17 protein-coding genes and 1 riboswitch are annotated in these 19,693 nt (G+C 58.8%); of the genes, 5 read left to right on the plus strand and 12 right to left on the minus strand.

Annotated features, from left to right (window positions below; translation table 11 throughout):
• Positions 1 to 32 precede the first annotated feature (32 nt).
• From NYR50_RS19845 to NYR50_RS19855, 3 genes are all read right to left on the minus strand, one after another.
• Positions 33 to 1,316 (minus strand): hypothetical protein, encoded by a 1,284-nt coding sequence (locus NYR50_RS19845; protein WP_418137973.1) that lies wholly within the window; start codon positions 1,314 to 1,316, stop codon positions 33 to 35.
• Positions 1,316 to 1,561: a hypothetical protein gene (locus NYR50_RS19850; RefSeq protein WP_418137974.1), complete on the minus strand. Its 246-nt coding sequence runs from the start codon at positions 1,559 to 1,561 to the stop codon at positions 1,316 to 1,318. Before NYR50_RS19850 ends, NYR50_RS19845 begins: the two co-directional genes overlap by 1 nt.
• A 242-nt stretch (positions 1,562 to 1,803) precedes the next feature.
• Positions 1,804 to 3,522 (minus strand): hypothetical protein, encoded by a 1,719-nt coding sequence (locus NYR50_RS19855; protein WP_418137975.1) that lies wholly within the window; start codon positions 3,520 to 3,522, stop codon positions 1,804 to 1,806.
• Positions 3,523 to 3,808: 286 nt separating this feature from the next.
• Between NYR50_RS19855 and NYR50_RS19860 the strand changes: the two genes are divergently transcribed.
• Positions 3,809 to 5,431: an AAA family ATPase gene (locus NYR50_RS19860; RefSeq protein WP_418137976.1), complete on the plus strand. Its 1,623-nt coding sequence runs from the start codon at positions 3,809 to 3,811 to the stop codon at positions 5,429 to 5,431.
• A 5-nt stretch (positions 5,432 to 5,436) separates the two neighbouring features.
• On the opposite strand, the gene NYR50_RS19865 is transcribed toward NYR50_RS19860, so the two are convergent.
• Together NYR50_RS19865 and NYR50_RS19870 are read right to left on the minus strand one after the other, a co-directional pair.
• Entirely contained in the window at positions 5,437 to 7,026 is a 1,590-nt protein-coding gene (locus NYR50_RS19865; protein WP_418137977.1) for a DUF6538 domain-containing protein, read from the minus strand.
• Between the two features lie 279 nt (positions 7,027 to 7,305).
• Positions 7,306 to 8,562 (minus strand): MFS transporter, encoded by a 1,257-nt coding sequence (locus NYR50_RS19870; RefSeq protein ID WP_174010377.1) that lies wholly within the window; start codon positions 8,560 to 8,562, stop codon positions 7,306 to 7,308.
• A 90-nt stretch (positions 8,563 to 8,652) separates the two neighbouring features.
• Here NYR50_RS19870 and NYR50_RS19875 point away from each other — a divergent pair, with 90 nt between their 5' ends.
• Positions 8,653 to 9,504 carry a LysR family transcriptional regulator gene (locus tag NYR50_RS19875; RefSeq protein WP_010973354.1) on the plus strand — a complete coding sequence of 284 codons (852 nt, stop codon included), beginning with the start codon at positions 8,653 to 8,655 and terminating at the stop codon, positions 9,502 to 9,504.
• Positions 9,505 to 9,570: 66 nt separating this feature from the next.
• Here the strand turns inward: NYR50_RS19875 and NYR50_RS19880 are convergent, their stop codons facing one another.
• From NYR50_RS19880 to NYR50_RS19890, 3 genes are read right to left on the minus strand one after another with little or no spacing between them, the layout of a single operon-like run.
• On the minus strand, positions 9,571 to 10,149 hold the full coding sequence (locus tag NYR50_RS19880) for a GNAT family N-acetyltransferase (RefSeq protein ID WP_174010375.1): 579 nt from the start codon (positions 10,147 to 10,149) through the stop codon (positions 9,571 to 9,573).
• A gap of 49 nt (positions 10,150 to 10,198) precedes the next feature.
• Positions 10,199 to 11,086, minus strand: a complete 888-nt coding sequence (locus NYR50_RS19885; RefSeq protein ID WP_174010373.1) for a LysR family transcriptional regulator — start codon at positions 11,084 to 11,086, stop codon at positions 10,199 to 10,201.
• Between the two features lie 2 nt (positions 11,087 to 11,088).
• A complete protein-coding gene (locus tag NYR50_RS19890) occupies positions 11,089 to 11,919 on the minus strand; it encodes an acyl-CoA thioesterase (protein ID WP_174010371.1) in 831 nt (276 codons plus the stop codon).
• Positions 11,920 to 12,015: 96 nt separating this feature from the next.
• Positions 12,016 to 12,225, minus strand: a riboswitch (cobalamin riboswitch).
• Positions 12,226 to 12,520: 295 nt separating this feature from the next.
• Here NYR50_RS19890 and NYR50_RS19895 point away from each other — a divergent pair.
• The 3 genes from NYR50_RS19895 to NYR50_RS19905 all read left to right on the plus strand — a co-directional run bounded on the left by NYR50_RS19895 (position 12,521) and on the right by NYR50_RS19905 (position 15,090).
• Positions 12,521 to 13,504, plus strand: coding sequence for a DUF1852 domain-containing protein (locus tag NYR50_RS19895; RefSeq protein ID WP_174010369.1), 984 nt, complete (start codon positions 12,521 to 12,523; stop codon positions 13,502 to 13,504).
• Between the two features lie 25 nt (positions 13,505 to 13,529).
• Positions 13,530 to 14,558: a methionine synthase gene (locus tag NYR50_RS19900; protein ID WP_174010367.1), complete on the plus strand. Its 1,029-nt coding sequence runs from the start codon at positions 13,530 to 13,532 to the stop codon at positions 14,556 to 14,558.
• A 169-nt stretch (positions 14,559 to 14,727) separates the two neighbouring features.
• The gene (locus NYR50_RS19905) at positions 14,728 to 15,090 is read left to right on the plus strand and encodes a hypothetical protein (RefSeq protein ID WP_174010434.1); all 363 of its coding nucleotides are present in this window, start codon (positions 14,728 to 14,730) and stop codon (positions 15,088 to 15,090) included.
• Between the two features lie 117 nt (positions 15,091 to 15,207).
• On the opposite strand, the gene NYR50_RS19910 is transcribed toward NYR50_RS19905, so the two are convergent.
• Genes NYR50_RS19910 through NYR50_RS19925 form a run of 4 tightly spaced genes read right to left on the minus strand, consistent with a single transcriptional unit; the run spans position 15,208 to position 19,627 of the window.
• The gene (locus NYR50_RS19910; protein ID WP_174010365.1) at positions 15,208 to 16,137 is read right to left on the minus strand and encodes a sugar ABC transporter substrate-binding protein; all 930 of its coding nucleotides are present in this window, start codon (positions 16,135 to 16,137) and stop codon (positions 15,208 to 15,210) included.
• A 33-nt stretch (positions 16,138 to 16,170) separates the two neighbouring features.
• A complete protein-coding gene (locus tag NYR50_RS19915; RefSeq protein WP_174010363.1) occupies positions 16,171 to 17,136 on the minus strand; it encodes an ABC transporter permease in 966 nt (321 codons plus the stop codon).
• Positions 17,133 to 18,131, minus strand: coding sequence for an ABC transporter permease (locus NYR50_RS19920; RefSeq protein WP_174010362.1), 999 nt, complete (start codon positions 18,129 to 18,131; stop codon positions 17,133 to 17,135). The genes NYR50_RS19915 and NYR50_RS19920 overlap by 4 nt, the downstream gene beginning before the upstream one ends.
• Positions 18,128 to 19,627 carry a sugar ABC transporter ATP-binding protein gene (locus NYR50_RS19925; protein WP_174010360.1) on the minus strand — a complete coding sequence of 500 codons (1,500 nt, stop codon included), beginning with the start codon at positions 19,625 to 19,627 and terminating at the stop codon, positions 18,128 to 18,130. The genes NYR50_RS19920 and NYR50_RS19925 overlap by 4 nt, the downstream gene beginning before the upstream one ends.
• Positions 19,628 to 19,693 lie beyond the last annotated feature (66 nt).

Raw genomic sequence — 19,693 nt, forward strand, 5'->3', positions numbered from 1 at the left:
TGAATATGCGCTGGAACATCCGAAACGGCACATCACTGCCGCCGAAGAGCGGGCGTCGAAATCCCCGGCGCTCGTTCCGGCTCCGGCGGACGGAGCGCGGCAAGCTCACGTCTGGCCGTCGCCAGTTCGCGCCCGGTCTCTGTAAGGTTCTCCCGCAGGCTCTTCGCCCGCGTCTCAGCCGCCTGCTGCGCGGCGCTGGCGGCGCTAGCCCGATCGGCGGCATCGGCTACGGCTCGCCGTAGCGCTTCCATCTCGGATTCGACGGCAGCGCGAATGCGGGCCGCGACCTTCGACTTCCTGAAGCCGTCGAAGATGCTACGCAGCGCGCCCGGCAGCCGCTGGAGCCTTGCCTTCGCTTCGCGGACGCGAGCGGCCTCTTGACGCGCACGAGCCATCATGGAACGCGCCTTCCGCTGCTCGGCGACGGCCTTGTCCTGTGCCGCAAGGGCAGCCTCCCGGGCAATCTTCGCGGCCTCCATCTGACGGGCGGCCTCGGCCTGTGCCGCAGCCGCTTCAGCCTTCAGCGCGGCGACATCTTCCTTTGTCGCCGCGACAAAGGATTCGCCCTTGCGCTTCATCTCTCTGGCCCGATCGAGGGTGATGCGCAGCGCCTTGGCCTGGACTTGCTCGGCCTGCCATTCGACGCGCGACAGGCGACGGCGCTGTGGGCCGAGGCGCGTCAAACCGCAGGGGATAGCGACGGTTTCGTGATAGGAATCCTGCCATTCCCGCATCGCCTGCCTATATGCCGCATCGCCGCGCTTGTTCAGGGCCTTGGTGTCCTCGCCTTCGGCAGGACCGGCCGACATCACTGCGGCCTTGGCCACCTGCCCCGGGTGCAGTGCCGCTGCACGCATGGCCGGATCGTCTGGCACGACATAGGCGTGGATATGGAAATGCGACTCGTCTTCGTGGCGGATCACTGAGACGAGCTTCTCGTCGTACACTGACCGCAGCCACGCCACAGTTCGCCGCTCCCATTCCTCTGCCTCACGTCGCTTTTCCGGATCGGCGTAAACCTCTTCCATCGAGTACGGATGCGAGGCAACCACGGTCATGAGCGTGTGCTGGGTCTTCTGGATACGGCGGGGCTTGCCGCCCTTCGGGGTTGTCGTCGCGGCATCGGCGGTAGCATCGTGCAGCCGTTCCACCTCGTCGATCGTTGAGCCGAAAACAACGGCGGGCATCGCTGGATTCGCAACGTGGACGGAAGCAGATAGATCGCGCCTGGCTTCGGCGAGGACGAAGCCAGTAGAGCGGCCCTTGCCGTCGCCCTTGCGGGAGAATGCCTCAAGGTGAACGAACTGGAAGGACATCAGTCTTGCCCTGGCACTTCGCGCCATTCAGCGACGAGGTCGCGACCGTCTCGCGTGACAATCTCGATCCGCTTCGCCGTCAGGCTCTTCCGGACTATCTTTCCCGATCGTGGATGATAGACGAGAACACGATTGCGCCCGACGTGCTCAACAGTCGCGCCCTTGATCTGTTCGTAACTGACAAAGTGCGGCGGCCAAGCACGATAGAAAACGAAGCATTTCTGAACGACATCACCGTAGGCCATGACAACCCTCCCTGCTTCAGAAGATGGTCAGCGCCGGCGGAGCCGAAAACAACCCATTAGTGACCGACTAATGACTTTCGATTCTCTCAAGTCGTCGGCCCTTCGGGGAGGCTTCCGCCGGACCTAGCGGGGGCCTTGTCGTCGCCGGATGCGACGAGGCAGTCGGAGACTGCCGCTCGGTGACTTCGCCTCTGGACGCGGCTCGGGGGCGTTGCCCTTGGTGATGACGGGGCTACCCGACATCACGCCGCTGCGCGGCAATCGTGGGCGGCGGCAGATGCCCGCCATTCCGCCCAGCGGGCCTCGCTCCGGGCAAGGCTTTCCCGCACTGCGGCCTGTCGCTTCTCACGCTCCGGCGACTCGAACGGGATTTCGTCGTCTTCGGTCGGCGGTCGAGGCTTCAGCCGGACGACGGTGCCGCCGAATATCGCCGCAATCTCCTTCAAGTCGGTGTCGTCGATGTCATGCACGGTTTCGTCGGGCAGCTCCGCCTGTCCCGTTTGGACAGTTGAGCTACATGTGTGAACGATATAGGGTGCTGCTTCCGCAGCCGCCCTGATATCGTCCGCCGATGCGACCGCATCCATGGCCATCCTCGCCACGCGCAGCGCCTCTTCCGGCTCTGGCGCGAACGCGTCGTCCCACCATTCGCGCGCCTGCCTCTGCCACTCGCGGATGTCAGCCCCGTCTTCGGTGGACAGCCGTAGCGGGTCATAGTTCTGGACCATGATCATGGGCTCAGCCCACGGCGTGTGCCGCCACTGCGGCAGCGCGAGGCCGATGACGACGTTCGCCACTGGACCGCCGTCGCCCAGCCGCGTTGGCCTCTCCAGAGTCGACTCCGGAGCTTCGTCGGAACCCTTGTCCGTCGCTTCGTCGGCGGCCTGGTCGTCATCGCGCTCGATGACATTGCCATCCTCGTCGGCAGGGTTCTCGTCGGCACCGCCGCGCCTGCCCTTCTTAACACGCATCAACGTGCCGTCGCCGTGTCCGACATGGACTCGGACGGCCTTCTCGCGGCGATCCTTGAGCCCCTTCATCCATGTCTTGAACTCTCCCAGCGGCTGGCAGATTTTCAGCAGCCGCGTCTGTCTGTAGAGCCAGACGAGTTCGTCGTCCGTTGCCGCAAGCGTATCCGCTGGCTTGCTACAATATTTGACAATCTCCTCGACTTTCTCGACACGACCGTTGTCACGCCAGTGCGCGTCCATGAATTTTTCGGTGTAGCGAAGGAATTCCGGCCACAGCTTGGAGATGTTGCGCTTCGGCCAGTACAGGACGTTGGCGTGGACGTGATACAGCACCGTGTCCGCACCGTACCGTGCCGACAGGTCCGATGTCTTCCCGCGCTCAGCAGCGTCAGCATCGCGTTCGGCAGCGGTCGCGCGGGTGAATTCGATGCCGCGATACAGGACTTCGATGTCGTAGCACTCGCCGTTCTTGTCCGGCGTGCTCACTTCATAAGCCCACGACGATATACGACGTGACAGCTCCTGAATGGCTCCCCGAAGATCGCCGAAGGCGGGAACCGGCTCGGCGCACGTCATGACCGCGTAGCGGAAGTACCTCGCGCAAGGATGCTCGTGAATGAAAAGCTTCAGCCCGTTCACCGTTGGCCGTCTGTCGCGGGCGGCGACGACTGGCAGGAAACGGACGGCACGGAAGACACGCTGCGTCTCGATGACGTTCGTGACAGCGGAAATCAGCGTCACTCCGCCGGGCCGGATGACATCCTCGCCAGCGCGCTGCAGCGCCTCGGCGATGCGGTCGTTCTGCTCCATGAGTTTCGCCGTCGCCGCAGCACGCCGCGCCCAGGCGACTGGATCGATCGCCCAGCCCGAGTTGGACTTCAGCACCGAATTGTGCGTCTTCACACCGCGTCCAGACGCGGTCGCGGCCCTGGAAACGCCCGCCAGTGCGCGCGCAGCAATCCCGCCGGGATTGCAGCGTTCGATCTGCACAACCACGTTGTCAACAATTAGATTTTCAAAAGAGGAGCTTGCGAGGTCGTCCGGAGCGAATATTTCGCCCCCGGCCCTCAAGCCGTTGTCAACGGCGGCTTTACAATGTCAGCAATGTCGTTCAACATTTGAGAACATCTCCAAGAAAAACCGCCGGAGGGCTCGCAACCCATTGATGGCGGTTTTTCTATGCTCATCTGACGGCGGGTGCAGGTCAAGCCACCGGAATGCTCAGGCATGCAAATATCAAGAAAACAGCCTAGAGTCGTAGAACTGATTCGGGAACATGAACAAGATGCCGTTTGACCTATCCTTGCCTTTGCCTACCGGGCAGCCTTTAAGCTTCACTGTCGATGTCGGCCAGGTTCTCTACATCCTCGGCGCGAATGGCACCGGGAAGTCTAGCTTGCTGCAACGCTTCTACTCTACCCATCGGCAAAATGGTCGAAGGATTTCGGCGCATCGCCAGACCTGGTTTGAATCCAACGCGATCACCCTGTCAGCACACGACAAAAAGAACACTGAGTCGTATATCCTCAATGAGGACGCGAACCCACAGTCGCGATGGAAGGATCCTTACTCGGCACAGAGGGCGAGTGTTGCGATCTATGACCTCATTGATGCTGAGAATGTCAGAGCACGTTCAATCGCGGGAGCAGTCGACAACAAGGATGTGGACCTCGCGGTGGAGTTGTCGAAGAAGGACGCGCCGATCAAGATTATAAACGAGCTTCTTCGCCTCTCGAATATCCCGGTCGCGATATCTGTCCGGGAGGCGGAACAGGTCATGGCGTCACGAAATGGCGGGCCGCAATACAGTATCTCGGAACTCTCGGACGGGGAGCGAAATGCCCTTCTGATTGCGGCAAGCGTTCTTACGTGCAAGCCTGGATCTATCCTGTTTATCGATGAGCCTGAGCGCCATCTTCACCGTTCCATCATATCGCCTTTGCTCACGCTTCTCTTCTCGAAGCGAACTGACTGCGCCTTCGTCATCTCCACTCACGATGTCATGCTGCCTCTGGATAATCCGGAGGCAAGAACACTCCTGATTCGAGGATGCACATATCATGACTCGAATGTGGCGAACTGGGATGCAGATCTACTGGAAGCAAGCGACGAGATTGATGACCACTTGAAGCAGGATGTGCTTGGCAGTCGTCGAAAGTTGCTCTTCGTTGAGGGGACCGAAAGCAGCCTCGATAAGCCCCTCTATAGCCTGCTGTTTCCTCAGGTCTCGGTCATCCCTAAGTCGAGCTGCCGTGACGTTGAACACGCCGTGTCAAGCATCCGCGACGCGGACAATCTTCATTGGTTGCGGGCGTTTGGCATCGTGGACAATGATCGTCGGCCGGAAGACGTGATTGCCGAACTGAAAGCTAAGGGTGTCTACGCAGTACCAGTCTATGCTGTCGAATCCCTCTATTACCACGCCCTGGTTCTGGAATATCTTGCGATCCGGCAGCACGAGATGACCGGCGCAGACGCTGGTGAGTTGCTTGCACAGGCCAAGGAGGCCGCTGTTGATGCGGTTCGACCGCATATTCAACGCCTCTCAGAACGGGTGATCGAAGCCGCTGTTCGGCAGACCATGATGAGCAGGCTGCCGAAACGTTCTGACATTGCTCAGGCGCAGCCGATCGAAATCACGATCGACGTACAAGCGATTGTCGCAGAAGAGGTCGCGCGCTTGACGCAAGCATGCAACGACGGCGACCTTGAATCGATCATAGCAAGATATCCAGTGCGCGAGACGCCCGCACTGCGGGAGATCGCGATCCGGCTCGGGTTCCAAGGGCGAACACAGTACGAAAGCGCGGTCAGGAAACTGCTGATGGACGATGCCGAAGCACTGGGGCAGATTCAAGCCCTGTTCGGATCACTCGTCGCTGATATAGCTGCAGCATAGCGGGATTATCCGAGCTCAAACCGTGGCAGCTTGGCGATCTCTCGTGCCAGCGCCTCCGGAGGATACTCGCCATACCCTTCGCCCTCGGTTCGCGGCACATGTCCCTGCATGTAGTCGCGGATGCTGACATCCATTCCAACCGCGCGCGCCCGCGTCTTGAAGGTGTGCCGCCAGCCGTGATTGGGCTGGACGCGCTTATCCGTCACGCCGACCTCCTTGCTACGTATCCACTTGCATAGCTTCTCGCCGACCTTCTTGTGCTGCGGATGCGTAGGGTTCTGTGTGCGGGCCAACCCCTTGTCCCAGAAGAGAGGCCCAGCCTTATGGCGTTGGACGAATTCGACGAATCCTTGCTCGAAGAGATGAGGATGGAGTGCGGCGAAGCGAGGATTGCCGTCTTTTGTCGACCCGGCCTCTGGCGTGATCCATAGGAGCCAGTGTCCCTCGTGCAACTGCACGTCCTCCTTCCGGAGCTGCGAGATTTCGCCGACGCGAGCACCTGTGTAGGCACACAACCACGGCACCCATCTGTGCGCTGCGCGCATCGCGCTCGTCATCCGATCGGACATTGGTCGAAGCGTGGCCGCGAGGATGCTGGCGGCTTCCGGCGCTGTGAAGCTCTTGCTGCGCGTCACGATCCTGCGAGGAACCGAGACAGTCACCGTCGCGCATGGATTTTCCGACATACGCGCATTCGACACGCCCCATGTGCATACCGCTTTAAGCGCGGCGATGTGCCGATCCCTGATGGTCTTCTGTTGCAAGCCTTGCACAAGAAGCTTGTCTTTCCAGTCGATCACCCATTCCTTCGTGAGTTCGCGACAATCCGGAACCTCAGCAGCGATTTTTTCGATGATCGCCTTCCACTGGGAATATGTCGTCGGGGAGATCGACTTTTCCTTCGCATATCCCTCGAAAACTTGGACCAGATGGAACTTCGAATTCGAGTCGATTCGTGCTGGCTTAGATTGCGGTTGCTGCGGCATATCGAAATGCGGGAAGCGGTTCGCGTTTGGATCAGGGCTGTAGTCGCCGCCAGCCATTTTCCAGATATGCTCCCGCGCCTGAATTGCGGCCTGTGTCACGCGTGCCAGCACCATCTTCATGCTCGGCTCGTCAATGCGTAGTCCCTTGCCCGACAAGAAGTCGTCGGCGAACCTCCGCATTCGTTCGTCGCTGCGTTCCAGCATCGCCTGGAATGCCTGCCGGGTTTTCTCAGCATCGCTCCCCAGCAGTGTGACCTGCACCTTCTTCGGCTGATGTCGCGCCTGATCGAGCAGGAGCATCGATAGCGGCATTCTGGACGGATTGTCTTCGTGCTGCGCGACAAGGTGCCTGTATATCTCGCCACCGATCGCAGCCGCCTGCTTCTCGTTCAGGCTCTGTACTCCCGCGCGCAGCAGCCGCCACCGCTCCTCGACCTCCGCCAGCATCTGCGCATGGAGAATCTTCGCCTCGGCAGGGTCGCGAGTGCCGAGGCTGACTTTCTCCTCAATCTTGCCTACCAGAAGCTGGAGAGCATCTGGAACGCGCTTCCGGAACTGAAAGATACCTGTCTTGGGATGCTTAGATGGACGCGACATTGAAAGAACCATGTGTACTACCTTTGTGTACCCCTAGGCCCCTTAAAAAATGCTTTAATATCAATAACATTAGTATTTCCAGACGGTTACTAGATGGCCCCACCCCAAGTCCCACCCTCTCCGCCATTTGACCGAAACTCCTTTAATACACTAGCGTAGAAATGAGGCGGGGCCTCATGATTGGCCCGGGCAATAACAAGACCGATGCCACCTGATACGGGGAGACCGCGGGCGCTTGCCTGAATACAACCGCCTTCCTCCGTGCGTGGCTATAAACTTCAAGATCCTATCTCACGGCGAACCGGTTTGAGTTTTCGGCAGGCGTGGTGACGAGATGGCCAGCGGTATCGCGGTCACGACTACCGGCACGATCAGCGCTGACCATGCTGCACCATAGCCAAAACTGTCGGCCAGGAGCCCGAACAGATAGGGGCCAATTGCCATGACAGCCAGACAGATCGTGGATGCGAAGGCGATTGTAGAGGCTATCGAGCCTTTCGGCGCGCTCTCGGCGATCTGCAGAAGGTAAAGCGGAAACCAGCCTATCCCGAATATCCCCAATATGACGAGCACGAGCAGGATAACCGGTGATGGCGTGCCGATGGGAAGAAGCGCGAGCAGTGCTGCCGCGCCCGCAGCAATGATGGATACCTGTCCAAACGATTGGCCGCGAAGACCCGGCCGGAAGCGATCGCTGAGCCAGGGCAGGAGAATGCGGCCGGGAATGCCCGCAAGCTGTGTTGCGGCAAACATCGAGGAGGCGACAAAGAGACCAAGCCCCAGGCCGTCCGCCATGAAGCCGATGACGTGTGCGGTCAGGGTGAATTGAAACGCCGACATGGCAATACCAAGTCGCAAAACGGGCCAGAAGCTGCGATCCTGCCCGACGATGCGGGCGAGTTTCGCCAAGGGGAGCGGACGCTCTGTTTTGGCCGCAACGTCGCCTCCCTCGCGGTATAGCCCCCAGAAAAGTGCTGCGCCGACGATGGAAACACCGGCGCACAGCCATGCAGCCGCATGCCACCCGTAACGAACTGCCATGAATGGCAGGAGGGCCGCTGCGATCATCGTTCCGAAGGGAACCGCGGCCTGCCGAAACCCGGTGGCTATTCCGCGTTTGGCGGGCGGGAACCAGCGCATGATTGCCCGCGTGCCGCCCGGTTGGACAGCTGCATAGGTGCCGCCCAGAAATGCGATGCATACCAGCAGCGCGGGCAAACTGTTTGCGAATATTGCCGCGCAGGCCATGGCGATCGCCATACCGAGCATGGCAATGCCGACGATACGACGCTCGCCGTGAATGTCGATGGCACGGCCAAGCGTGAACATCGTTGCGATCTGGACACCGTTCATGACGGTGACGGCAAGCGACGCGGATGCTAGCGAAACGCCGAATGCTTCCCGCCAGAAGGGCACGAGAATGTAAATTCCCTGCGATACGAACGAGCCTGCGGTCTGCGTTCCGACCGCCACGGCAAGCACTGCCCATATGCGGGGGTCGGCGGCAGGGGCAGGGCCTGGCGACGACGAAGAAATCTGTGACGACACGAAAAACTCCTATCAAGATTTTCGTGGAATAGCGGTCCTGATGGGTCGATAGAATTAGGGGCTTGCAAGTTTCAGCGATAACAGTTTGTTATGAGCGCCATGCGCTCATTGGATCCCGAGGCCGTCGAGGCTTTTCTTCTTGTTGCCGAACTGCAGTCGTTCACGCAGGTTGCTGGCGTGATGAATACGTCGCAGGCGGCAATATCCCTGCGTCTACGCCGGCTCGAAGATATGCTGGGACATCGCCTGGTCGAACGGACGCCGCGTCGCGTGCGGTTGACGGCTGCAGGCGAACGCTTTCTGGAGCCCGCGCGCGCCTATGTCGCTGCCGGCCGCCGTGCGCTTGATGTCTTTGGTCAGGAGCCGACGCGGCTGGCGATCGGTGTCACGCATCATCTGATTGGGGCAGACCTGCCGCGGATACTTCGGGTGGTCAGCGAGCGCGTGACGAGCGTTACGCTTCATCTTCGCACCGCCGGCACCAGAACGCTGCTTGAACTCTATGATGCCGGAGAACTCGATGCGATCGTCGTGTTGCGGCACGATGATATCCGCCGGGATGGAGAGCCGTTGTTTCAGGAGAGCTTTGGCTGGTACGGCAGTGCGGATTTCGATCTGCGTTCAGACGTTCCCGTGCCTCTTGTGCTTCAGCCGGAACCTTGCAATTTGCGAGCCATGGCCCTTCGGGCGCTGGAGAGCGCGGATATCGCCTGGCGCGAGGTATTCGTCGGCACCGGGGCAACGGCAGTGGGAGCCGCTGTCGAAGCCGGAATTGGTGTCGGGCTTCTGGCACAAAGTGCTGCTCCCGCCAGCGTGCGGCAAGTCAGGAGCCGCTCGCTACCCGAACTTCCGAAGCTGGATGTCGTGATGATTTCCACGGTCACCGGCGACCATGCGAACGCCGTGCTTCGACGGATCACGGGGGCATTTCGTCCGTCCTGAAGCGCTGGGCGTTTTGCGGCCTGAGGCGAAACGGCTTCGACTAAAACACAAAGACATGTTTGTGTTTTATTGAATATCCTCATGGAGCGACTTCTCGAAATCCACACTCCTATCCATCCCCTTTGGTGACGGATAGGAGAACCGGCCGAACTCGCTGTATCCCTGGCTTCTCCAGAAGCGAAGGGTGTCAGGTGTTTCTGTATCTGCATGAAGATAGGATGTGATGTAGCCCAGTTCGCGTGCCCTAGTCTCCAAAGCTGCCACGACCAATGACCCCAGTCCTTTCCGCCGAGCACCTGGCTCCAGATAGACCCGGGCGATCTGGCACACCCCGTTCGCGTCGCGGTAGCGATCTTGCAAGCGCTCTCTCGTGGATGGCTTTTTTTCCAGACCGTAGAGACCTCCAGAGGCGATGATGTGTCCTGCGTCGTCCCGGACGAGAAGAAAACTTCCGCGCTCCACATTCGAAAACCAGTTTTCGGGTGCGGTTTTCAATAATGAGTCCAGATCCGAGTGCCAGGCTGGCGTGTAACCGATCCCATAGAATTCATTGATCATCCGTAGACAGAAAGCGCGCGCTTCTGCTTTTATCTCACTTGCAGTGTCATCTGCCAGCCATGCCGACGATGAGTTCTCAACATGCATATAGGTGCTTCCTCCTGCCAGGGCTGGCAAATCGATCGAAGTCGGCGCGTCAGGCTAATGTTTGACGCGACGTCTCAAGAAACCCGGCAATGAAATCGACAGTATCGTCACCCTCTCTTAAACCGAGATGGATGCTTTTCTGGATACCGCTCTGACCGATGCGGACGGCGCGGACACCCAGTGCCGCCGCTTCCCGTCGCACCAGCCAATCGGGAATGGCGCTGACCCCGCGGCCTGCCGCCACGAGCTGGAGCATCATTTCCGTCGTTTCGATATTGCGGTGATGACGCGGGCGGCAATTGGCAGGCACCAGGAATTGCGAGAACACATCCAGCCGCTCCGGCGGTACCGGATAGGTAAATAGCGTCTCATCCAGCAAATCCGTAGGCTCGGCATGGCGTTTCAGCGCCAGCGGATGAACGACTGGTACCGCAAGCACCAGTTCGTAGTCGAATACCGGCAAATAGTGGACTCCGGCCATCTCGATCGGATCCGGTGTGATCAGGATATCGATCTCATATCCAGCCAGCGCTGCCACGCCGCCGAAAGCGAACGAGGTCGTCAGTTCCAAGCCCACATCCGGCCATTCCATGAGGTAGGGTTTTGTGACACTCATCAGCCACTGGTGGCATGGATGGCATTCCATGCCGATCTTGAGCGAGCCTCGCTGCCCGTGGCGATAATCCGACAGAACATTTTCAGCCCTCTCGATCTGGGGCAGAACGCGCTGTGCCAGCGTCAGGATGTAGCGGCCTGCGTCGGTGAGACGAAGGTTGCGGCCATCCTTTTCCCACATCGCCACGCCGTACCGATCTTCCAGCTTGCGGATTGTGTGGCTGAGAGCAGACTGGGATACATTCAGCCGCTCGGCCGCGGCCGTGAGGCTGCCCATGCGATCGACTTCACGCAGGATCGAAAGATGTTGCCTGTCCAGCATGGCTATGCTCCTCCCTTGTCTAGGGAAACGACTTCGGCCGGGTCGCGAATGGGAGCCGGCCGGTGGTCCTTGTCGACCGCCACCATGGTGAAGTGTCCGGTGGCCGTGATGTTTCTCTCGCCGTTCAGAAGATTTTCGGACCAGAGTTTTGTCTGGATAGACATGGAACTGCGGCCCACGCGTTCGACGTGTGCCTGCGCCTCGACAATTTCGCCGATCTCGATTGCCCTTGCAAAATCGATGCGCTCAGATGAGGCCAGCACCACCAGCTTGCCGCAATAGCGCGACGCTGCAACAAAAGCGGCTTTGGTCATATAGGCAATTGCTTCGCCGCCGAACATCCGGCCGGCGCTGTTTGCCTGATCCGGAAACACGATTTCGACCATGGTAACGGCATCGCTTGGATCGGGCGTCTTTTCTGGGAGGAGTTCGGGCAGGGCATAAGACGCGGCATCCTCACCTTCCGGTGTGGCCACCATATGGAAGATGCCCCGCGTACAGGTGTGCCGCTCACGACCGACAATGGTTTCCGCCACCATTTCGACCTCGACCGTCAGGGAACGGCGTCCAGCCTTCACGGGTCTCGCCGTGAATTCGACGATATGCCCGATGCGTGCGGGTTGTCTGAAATCGATACGTTCGCAGGAGGCAGTCACGAAAGGCGTCCGTCCGAAGCGGGTCGCTGCAATGAAGGCGACGCGATCCATAAGGGCAAGGCCGGTCCCCCCGAAGAGAGTGCCGTGATGGTTGGTATCTCCAGGAAAGACGATATCGATAAGACGGGTTGTCGCGCCGCGCTGGGCAGGCTTTTCCATCGTTGCGGTGTCTGTCATCGGCTCTGCCTCAGGTTGCGGCAGGGCGGGACATGACGCAGAGGCAAAGGCACGGGAATGCCTATCGCGAAAGCGGCACTCCGGGACACCCCGCCCGTGGACGTTATCTATCGCGGCAGGTCTCCTGGCTTGCGGGTCATAGCTTTGGTCCGTCTTCCCGAGGCAGGCCTCAGTGACATGATGGACTTTCGCTCGTCGCTTACAGTTGCGGGGGCAGCTTCGGATTCAGGCTGTGATTAAAGCCCTCACCGAATTCCCTCTTAGCTCCGGACCTTCGTCCGCAGAACCACGATGGCTAACCAATGTCGCATGTCGTTGAAGTGGTCAAGGCGTCTGTCACTGGAACGTCATGGAAGCGCTGAGGGGTTCGCAGGGATGATCTTCAGTCTGGCGCTACGCCAAATCATGAACGTGGCTCATGCTCCAATGAGATAAAACCATTGTTACTCAATCAATGTCTCAGGCATATATCACGCACCGTCTCAAGTATGGGCAGCATGAATGTTGCAGGCTGGAGATAATCGAAGATAATATTCCGTATATCCTGAAGCATAAGTCAGAAATTTCAGGTTTATATCGGGAGACAGGACGTCGGACCGCAATGAGTAGAGACTTTAATTTTGATATTAAGAGAGTTTCTTTTAATGAGGATTATCATCCTTCAGAAAACACGCGTGTTACGACCAACTTCGCCAATCTGGCTAGGGGAGAGAACCGTCAGGAGAACCTGCGCAATGCCCTGAAGATGATTGACAATCGTTTCAACACCCTGGCGCATTGGGATAACCCTGAAGGCGACCGCTATTCTGTCGAGCTCGAAATCATATCCGTCGAAATGAATATTGGTGCTGAAGGCAGGAATGATGCTTTTCCGCTGATTGAAATCCTGAAAACGAACATCGTTGATCGAAAAACCAACGAGCGCATTGATGGCATTGTCGGCAATAATTTTTCTTCCTATGTCCGCGATTACGACTTCAGCGTCTTGCTGCCGGAGCACAACAGGGACCGGCCCCAATTCAGCACGCCAGACAAATTTGGCGATCTGCACGGAAACCTGTTCAAGTGTTTCCTGAACTCGGCTGCTTACAAAGAGAATTTCAACAAGCCGCCAGTCATATGCCTGAGTGCATCAAGCAGCAAAACCTATCATCGGACTGACAATCGACATCCCGTATTGGGTGTCGAATACCAGCAGAATGAGTTGTCTTCGACCGACCAATATTTCAAAAAAATGGGGTTGCGGGTCCGCTATTTCATGCCTCCGAATAGCGTTGCACCATTGGCCTTTTATTTTGTTAGTGACTTGCTTGGCGACTACACCAATCTTGAGCTCATCAGCACCGTCAGCACGATGGAGACTTTTCAAAAGATTTATCGGCCAGAGATTTATAACGCCAATTCTGCGGCGGGTGCACGCTATCGGCCGGACCTGAAACACCAGGATTATTCACTCACTCGAATTGTCTATGATCGGGAAGAACGTAGCCGGCTAGCTATCGAGCAGGGCAGGTTTGCTGAGCAGCATTTCATCAGACCATATAGGTCCATTCTCGAGAGATTATCTTCTGATTGCGCCCGTTGACGACCAAAACACAAGGTAACCTATCATGAAAACACTGTTGCCCACGTCAACCGCCGGCAGCCTGCCAAAACCCTCTTGGCTTGCACAACCTGAAAAACTCTGGTCACCCTGGAAATTGCAGGATGAGGAATTGATTGAGGGTAAAAGAGATGCCCTGCGTTTGTCCCTCAACGACCAGCAACAGGCTGGCATAGATATTGTCAGTGACGGCGAGCAGACGCGCCAACATTTTGTCACGACGTTTATCGAGCACCTCAGCGGCGTTGATTTTGAAAAACGTGAGACCGTCAGAATTCGTAATCGCTACGATGCCAGTGTGCCGACGGTCGTTGGCGCAGTGTCTCGCGAAAAGCCGGTTTTTGTTGAAGACGCCAAATTCTTGCGTCAGCAAACCAGGCAGCCCATCAAATGGGCCCTGCCAGGTCCGATGACCATGATCGATACGCTTTATGACAGCCACTATAAAAGTCGCGAAAAACTGGCCTGGGAATTTGCCAAAATCCTCAATCAGGAAGCCAGGGAACTGGAGGCTGCTGGCGTCGACATCATTCAGTTCGACGAGCCCGCATTTAATGTCTTTTTTGACGAGGTGAATGATTGGGGCGTTGCCACTTTGGAAAAGGCAATCGAAGGGCTCAAGTGCGAGACTGCCGTGCATATTTGCTATGGTTACGGCATCAAGGCCAATACGGACTGGAAAAAGACTCTCGGGTCGGAGTGGCGGCAATATGAGGAAGCTTTCCCCAAACTGCAGAAGTCCAATATCGATCTGATCTCGCTGGAATGCCACAACTCCCGTGTTCCGATGGATCTCATCGAGCTCATTCGCGGTAAAAAAGTGATGGTTGGCGCCATTGATGTGGCAACCAGTGCAATCGAGACCCCCGAGGAAGTCGCGGATACCCTACGAAAAGCGCTTCGGTTTGTGGATGCCGACAAGCTTTATCCCTGCACCAATTGCGGCATGGCCCCCCTGTCGCGTCAGGTCGCAAGAGGCAAGCTGAATGCTTTGGTTGCAGGAGCGGACATCATCCGCAGGGAGCTTTCGGCCTAGTGTTCGCTGATGCAGGCCAGCTCACCCCTTAGGGGCGAAGACCAAATTGGAGGACTGAGGGAATGCCGGTAAGTGCGGGGTCATATCCGCCATTGCCTCTCACGGCAGAGGCGTTATCATGGTCGTGCTGTAAGATGGTAGGCTTTGGGAGGAGCGATACGTGAGACGGATGTGGCCAGACGAATTTGCCTTTCTGCTTGATGATGCGGAAGAGGTAGACCTTCATATTCCACCGGTAGAACATGACGATGGTTCGCCCGGCAAAGCGGTATCCAGAAGGGCCCTGAAAGCCCGTATCAGCCAGCAGGATTTTGAGAAAATCTGGCCTCTCGCAGAGGTTCGCTATCGGTTGAACGGCAGGTTTACGGGCAAGGCGATTACGCTGATCGCCAACAACCCTCATTACCAGAAATGGCACCCCTCCGATGGTGGCAGCGTCGAGAACGTGTCCGATAGCGGCCAGAAACACACGACGCCCTATGTGATCGTGCACTTTCTTCTGGATGATGTTCGCGAACATGCTGAAGCTTGAAGTCCGCGGAGCGGTTTCTTGGCGATGACGATGGAATAAGCCGCGCAACCCAGATAGTTGCGCGGCCTGCTTTACATGCCGGCGTGTGACGCCAGCTTACGTCCGATGCTCCATCGTTCAGAAGGCGGGCTTTTCCTTGTCCACATTTGCCTTCGTCACAACCGTCAGCGGAATGGGCAGACGGGCCTCGATTGTCTTGCCGTTCAGGACATCCGCCATGGCGTTGATTGCCAGCAGGCCATCCTCGATCGGGGATTGCACGATGGTGGCGTACATCTCACCGTTCCTGATCGATTCGAAGGCGTCTTTCTGGCCGTTGATGCCGACGACCGGTGGTGTCGCCTTGCCGGATTTTGCTTCTTTCCAGGCGTCGATGAAGCCGCGCGCCATGGTGTCGTCATTGGCATAAACGCCGGCGATCTTGTCGCCGAAACGGGTGATCAGGTCACGGCTGGCGACGAGCGCCTTCTGCTGGTCGAAATCCGCATTGACGGTATCGAGAACTTCGATCTTGCTGCCGAGCGCCTTCAGCTTCGCGTTGAAGCCGTCGACGCGGCCGATGGTGGTGCCGTTGCCGGCCTGGCCGGCGATGATGACGATGGCGCCCTTGCCGTCCAGCGCCTTTTGAAGCGCCTCGGCCGCCATTTCACCTTCGGAATAGACGTCCGGGCCGGTAAAGGAGGTGATGAAGGGTTTGGCCGCATCATTCATCGGCGAATTGATGAGATTGACGGGAATGCCGGCCGCCTTGGCTTTTGCAAGACCGGGAATATAGGCCTGCGGATCGAGCGGCCATAAAATGATGCCGGCCGCCTTGCGGGCAATGCAGGTGTTGATCTGCTGCACGCCGGTCTGGACATCAAAATTCTGGCTGAGGCTGAGAACTTCAACGCCGAGTTCCTTGGCCCGCGCATCGATGGCCTTGTTGGCCGGCGTGACATAGGCGTGGGAATCGGCGGCCGTGACGTAACATACCGTCTTGGCCTCGGCGAAGCCGGCCGAGGCGATAAGCGCTGCCATGCATGCAAACAGGGTCTTTTTATTCATGATCACAAACTCCTCCTTAAGTGACATGTCTGGTTAAAGGGATTTCAGTATCGGCATTGCCGGGCGTGGACTTGCGCGCACGGTACGGTCGAGCACGACCAGCAGGATCAGGATTAGGCCGTTGACGATTTGCTGGACGTAAGCCGGCACGGACTGGAACTCCATTGCCGTGGTCAGTGCCGCAATCGTGAGAACACCGCCAAGCGTGCCCAGCGCCGACCCGCGGCCGCCTTCCAGCCGGGTGCCTCCCACCACGACGGCGGCAATGATGACGACGGTGATTTCCGCACCGAAGACCGGCGAACCCGTATTGGTCGTCAGGCTTTCGAAAACACCTGCCAGGCCGGAGAGCGCACCCGCGAAAACGAAGCCGAGGAACAAGGTTCTGCCCGATGATATGCCGCTTGCCTCGGCGGCAACGGGGTTCGATCCGACTGCGAAGAGGTTGCGGCCTGAAACGGTGCGTCGCAGCCAGAAATCGAGCATCACGATGCCGGCCAGAAACAGGGCGCTGCGGGCCGTGAAAATTTCCGCATAGACCTGCGACAGGGTGACGGCGAAGGTAATGTCGGTGCCGGACACCGGCTGGCTGCCGGTGACCCAATGCGCCAGGGAGCGGAAGATCAGCATACTGGCGAGCGTCGCGACCAGCGCATTGATCTTGAGGACAACGGTAAGAAAGCCGTTGAAGACACCTGCGGCGATACCGGTCAGCACTCCGAGAGCTGCTGCCGGCCATATGCCAAGCTCCGCCTGCAATGAGATCGCCACGATACCGGAGAGGGCGAAGACCGCGCCAACGGAAAGATCGATCTGCCCGGCGATGAGCAGCACCGTCAGGCCGATGGCGACGATGCCGATCGATGCGCCGCGATCGAGACCGAGGCTTGCGGTGGTGAGGCTGACAAAGCCGGGAACGGTCAGCGCGGCAATGGCCAGCGTCGCTCCCAATATGATCGTCACGCGATAGCGCGACAGTGCAGATAATAATTTGTTCATGCCACGGCTCTCCGGCGAAGCGCGACGTCGAGGGCGACCGCAAAGGCGATGAGCAGCCCGAGGACGAAACCCTGGATCGGGGTGGGAACACCCTGCAGCACCATGACATTGGTCAAGAGCTGGACGAGGACGAGGCCGGCGATGGCGCGCGGCACCGAGCCGAAGCCGCCCATGATCGAGATGCCACCAACCACGACGGCGGTGATGGCGCTGAATTCATACCCCGTTCCAACCAGTGGACGTGCGCTTTGCAGGGTGAGGCCGAGCAGGCCGCCGCTGAGGCCGGACGCCAGCCCGGTGATGACGAAAGCGCCGGCCTTGACTGCCCGGACCGGCACGGTGCTGGCCCGCGCCGCTCGGTAATTGCCGCCGGTGGCGAGTGTCCACCGGCCCCAGACGGTGCTCGACAGGACGAAATGGCCTGCCACCGCGACGGCGAGAAACACCAGCACGACCAGCGGAATGCCGAGAATGCGGCTTTTGACGAAGGCAGCGATGGTCGGATCAGTCCCATAAACGATCACGCCGCCGACCACCGCCTGCACGATGCCGAGAATGATGGTGCCGAGGCCAAGGGTCGCGATAATCGGATTGACGCCGATATAGCCAATGAGCAATCCGTTGATGAGACCGCAGGTTCCCGCAAGTGCGATAGCGACCAGAAAGGCCGGAACCGCACCGATCTCCGGCTGCAACGCCAGAGACAGGATCGCGCCGCAGGCGATGGTCGCCGGCACGGAGAGATCCGCGAGCCCGCCGGTGACGAGGACGAAGGTCATGCCGACGACCACGATGCCGACAATGGCCATGGATGTCAGGATATTGATGAAATTGCCTGTCGTGAAGAAGACCGGGCTTGAAAACGAGCCGTATAGGATCACGAGAAGAATGGCCAGCAAAAGGCCGCCTTTGGCGAACAGGCCGGCCAGTCGCCCGCCGCGATGAAAACGCGGGGAGACATTGTGCTTTTCGGTGATAGCGGTGATGTCGCTCACGCGGGTTCTTCCCCTGTTGCAAGCGCCATGATGCGCTCTTCCGTCAAGTCTCCGCGTGCAATCGGGGAGGAGGCGCGCCCATCGCGCATGACCACCACCCGGTCGCAGACCCCCATCACTTCAGGCAGTTCCGACGAGATCATCACCACCGCCATGCCGCCGGCCACGAGTTCGCCGATGATGCGGTGTATTTCCGCCTTCGCGCCGACATCGACGCCGCGTGTCGGTTCGTCGAGGATCAGCACCTTCGGCCCCGCCGCCAGCCAGCGCGAAATGATCGCCTTCTGCTGGTTGCCGCCCGAAAGCAGGTTGATGCGCCGCTCCGGATCGGGCGGGACGATGGAAAAATCGCGCGTATATTTCGCCGCCAGCCCCCGATCCCTACTCATGCCGATGCGGCCAAGACGACTGAGACGCCGCAACACCGGCAGGCTGATGTTTTCGCGCACGCTCATGGACGGCACGATGCCATCGCCTTTCCGATCTTCGGGAACATAGGCGATGCCCGCCTTGACGGCCGCTGCCGGTGAACCAATCCTAACGGCCTTGCCGTTTATCTCGATCCTGCCCGTGGCCAGCGGCGCAAGGCCGAAAATCGCCTGGGCGACTTCGGTGCGGCCGGCGCCCACCAGGCCGGTCAGCCCAAGGATTTCGCCCGATCGGACATCGAAACCGATGTCATGGAATTTTTCGCCGTCGCTCAGCCCCGTGACCCTGAAAGCCACCGGGCCGATCTTCGATGGTGTTTTGGGAAAGACATTGGCAACTTCGCGGCCGACCATGAGGCGGATCATTTCGGCGGCGGTGATGCCGGCAGCCGGTCGGGTGTCGATCATGCTACCATCGCGCAGGATGGTCACGTCATCAGCGATATCAAGCACTTCTTTCAACCGATGGCTGATATAGATGATGGCGATGCCCTGGCTTTTCATCTTGCGCAGGATAGAAAACAGTGCCGCGGTCTCATGCTCGCTCAGGCTGGATGTCGGCTCGTCAAGGACGATGATACGCGGATCGGCGGAATATGATTTGGCAATCTCGACGAGCTGCTGCTGACTGATCGTCAGATCACCGAGCCGCGCCTTCGGGTCGATCGCCGCTTCCAGTTCTTTCAAAACCGCAGCCGCTTTGCGCAACATGGCCTGCCTGTCGACCAGGAAGCGGCGGCGCGGCATGCGGCCGAGATAGATATTTTCCGCAACGGTAAGGTCCGGAACAAGGTTCAACTCCTGATGCACCATACGGATGCCGAGTTTCTGGGCGTCGGCCGGTCGGCGCATCTGCACCTCCACGCCGGCGATTTCCGTCGTGCCGGTGGTGGGAGCATAGCTGCCGCTCAGGATTTTCATCAGCGTCGATTTACCAGCGCCGTTTTCGCCGACGACGGCGTGGATGCGACCGTATTCGACCGTGAAATTGACGTTGGACAGCGCTTTTACACCGGGAAATATCTTGCTGATCCCCCGCATGCGCAGCGCGCTCGCCGTTGCTGTCATATTCTCCTCCCAGAGCACTCCAAGTTTTGTTACATTAATATAATAGTTGTGGCAAGCGAATGCCCC

This window comes from Agrobacterium sp. El2ro-1b (assembly GCF_048298475.1).
GTDB lineage: Bacteria > Pseudomonadota > Alphaproteobacteria > Rhizobiales > Rhizobiaceae > Agrobacterium > Agrobacterium fabrum.

What these genes read in the sequence shown, in the direction of transcription:
- NYR50_RS19900 (WP_174010367.1), top strand. Translation starts at nt 13,530, where the DNA reads ATGAAAACACTGTTGCCCACGTCAACCGCCGGCAGCCTGCCAAAACCC.
- NYR50_RS19905 (WP_174010434.1), top strand. Translation starts at nt 14,728, where the DNA reads ATGTGGCCAGACGAATTTGCCTTTCTGCTTGATGATGCGGAAGAGGTA.
- NYR50_RS19865 (WP_418137977.1), bottom strand. Translation starts at nt 7,026, where the DNA reads ATGGTTCTTTCAATGTCGCGTCCATCTAAGCATCCCAAGACAGGTATC.
- NYR50_RS19860 (WP_418137976.1), top strand. Translation starts at nt 3,809, where the DNA reads ATGAACAAGATGCCGTTTGACCTATCCTTGCCTTTGCCTACCGGGCAG.
- NYR50_RS19925 (WP_174010360.1), bottom strand. Translation starts at nt 19,627, where the DNA reads ATGACAGCAACGGCGAGCGCGCTGCGCATGCGGGGGATCAGCAAGATA.
- NYR50_RS19915 (WP_174010363.1), bottom strand. Translation starts at nt 17,136, where the DNA reads ATGAACAAATTATTATCTGCACTGTCGCGCTATCGCGTGACGATCATA.
- NYR50_RS19895 (WP_174010369.1), top strand. Translation starts at nt 12,521, where the DNA reads ATGAGTAGAGACTTTAATTTTGATATTAAGAGAGTTTCTTTTAATGAG.
- NYR50_RS19850 (WP_418137974.1), bottom strand. Translation starts at nt 1,561, where the DNA reads ATGGCCTACGGTGATGTCGTTCAGAAATGCTTCGTTTTCTATCGTGCT.
- NYR50_RS19845 (WP_418137973.1), bottom strand. Translation starts at nt 1,316, where the DNA reads ATGTCCTTCCAGTTCGTTCACCTTGAGGCATTCTCCCGCAAGGGCGAC.
- NYR50_RS19885 (WP_174010373.1), bottom strand. Translation starts at nt 11,086, where the DNA reads ATGCTGGACAGGCAACATCTTTCGATCCTGCGTGAAGTCGATCGCATG.
- NYR50_RS19910 (WP_174010365.1), bottom strand. Translation starts at nt 16,137, where the DNA reads ATGAATAAAAAGACCCTGTTTGCATGCATGGCAGCGCTTATCGCCTCG.
- NYR50_RS19875 (WP_010973354.1), top strand. Translation starts at nt 8,653, where the DNA reads ATGAGCGCCATGCGCTCATTGGATCCCGAGGCCGTCGAGGCTTTTCTT.
- NYR50_RS19890 (WP_174010371.1), bottom strand. Translation starts at nt 11,919, where the DNA reads ATGACAGACACCGCAACGATGGAAAAGCCTGCCCAGCGCGGCGCGACA.
- NYR50_RS19880 (WP_174010375.1), bottom strand. Translation starts at nt 10,149, where the DNA reads ATGCATGTTGAGAACTCATCGTCGGCATGGCTGGCAGATGACACTGCA.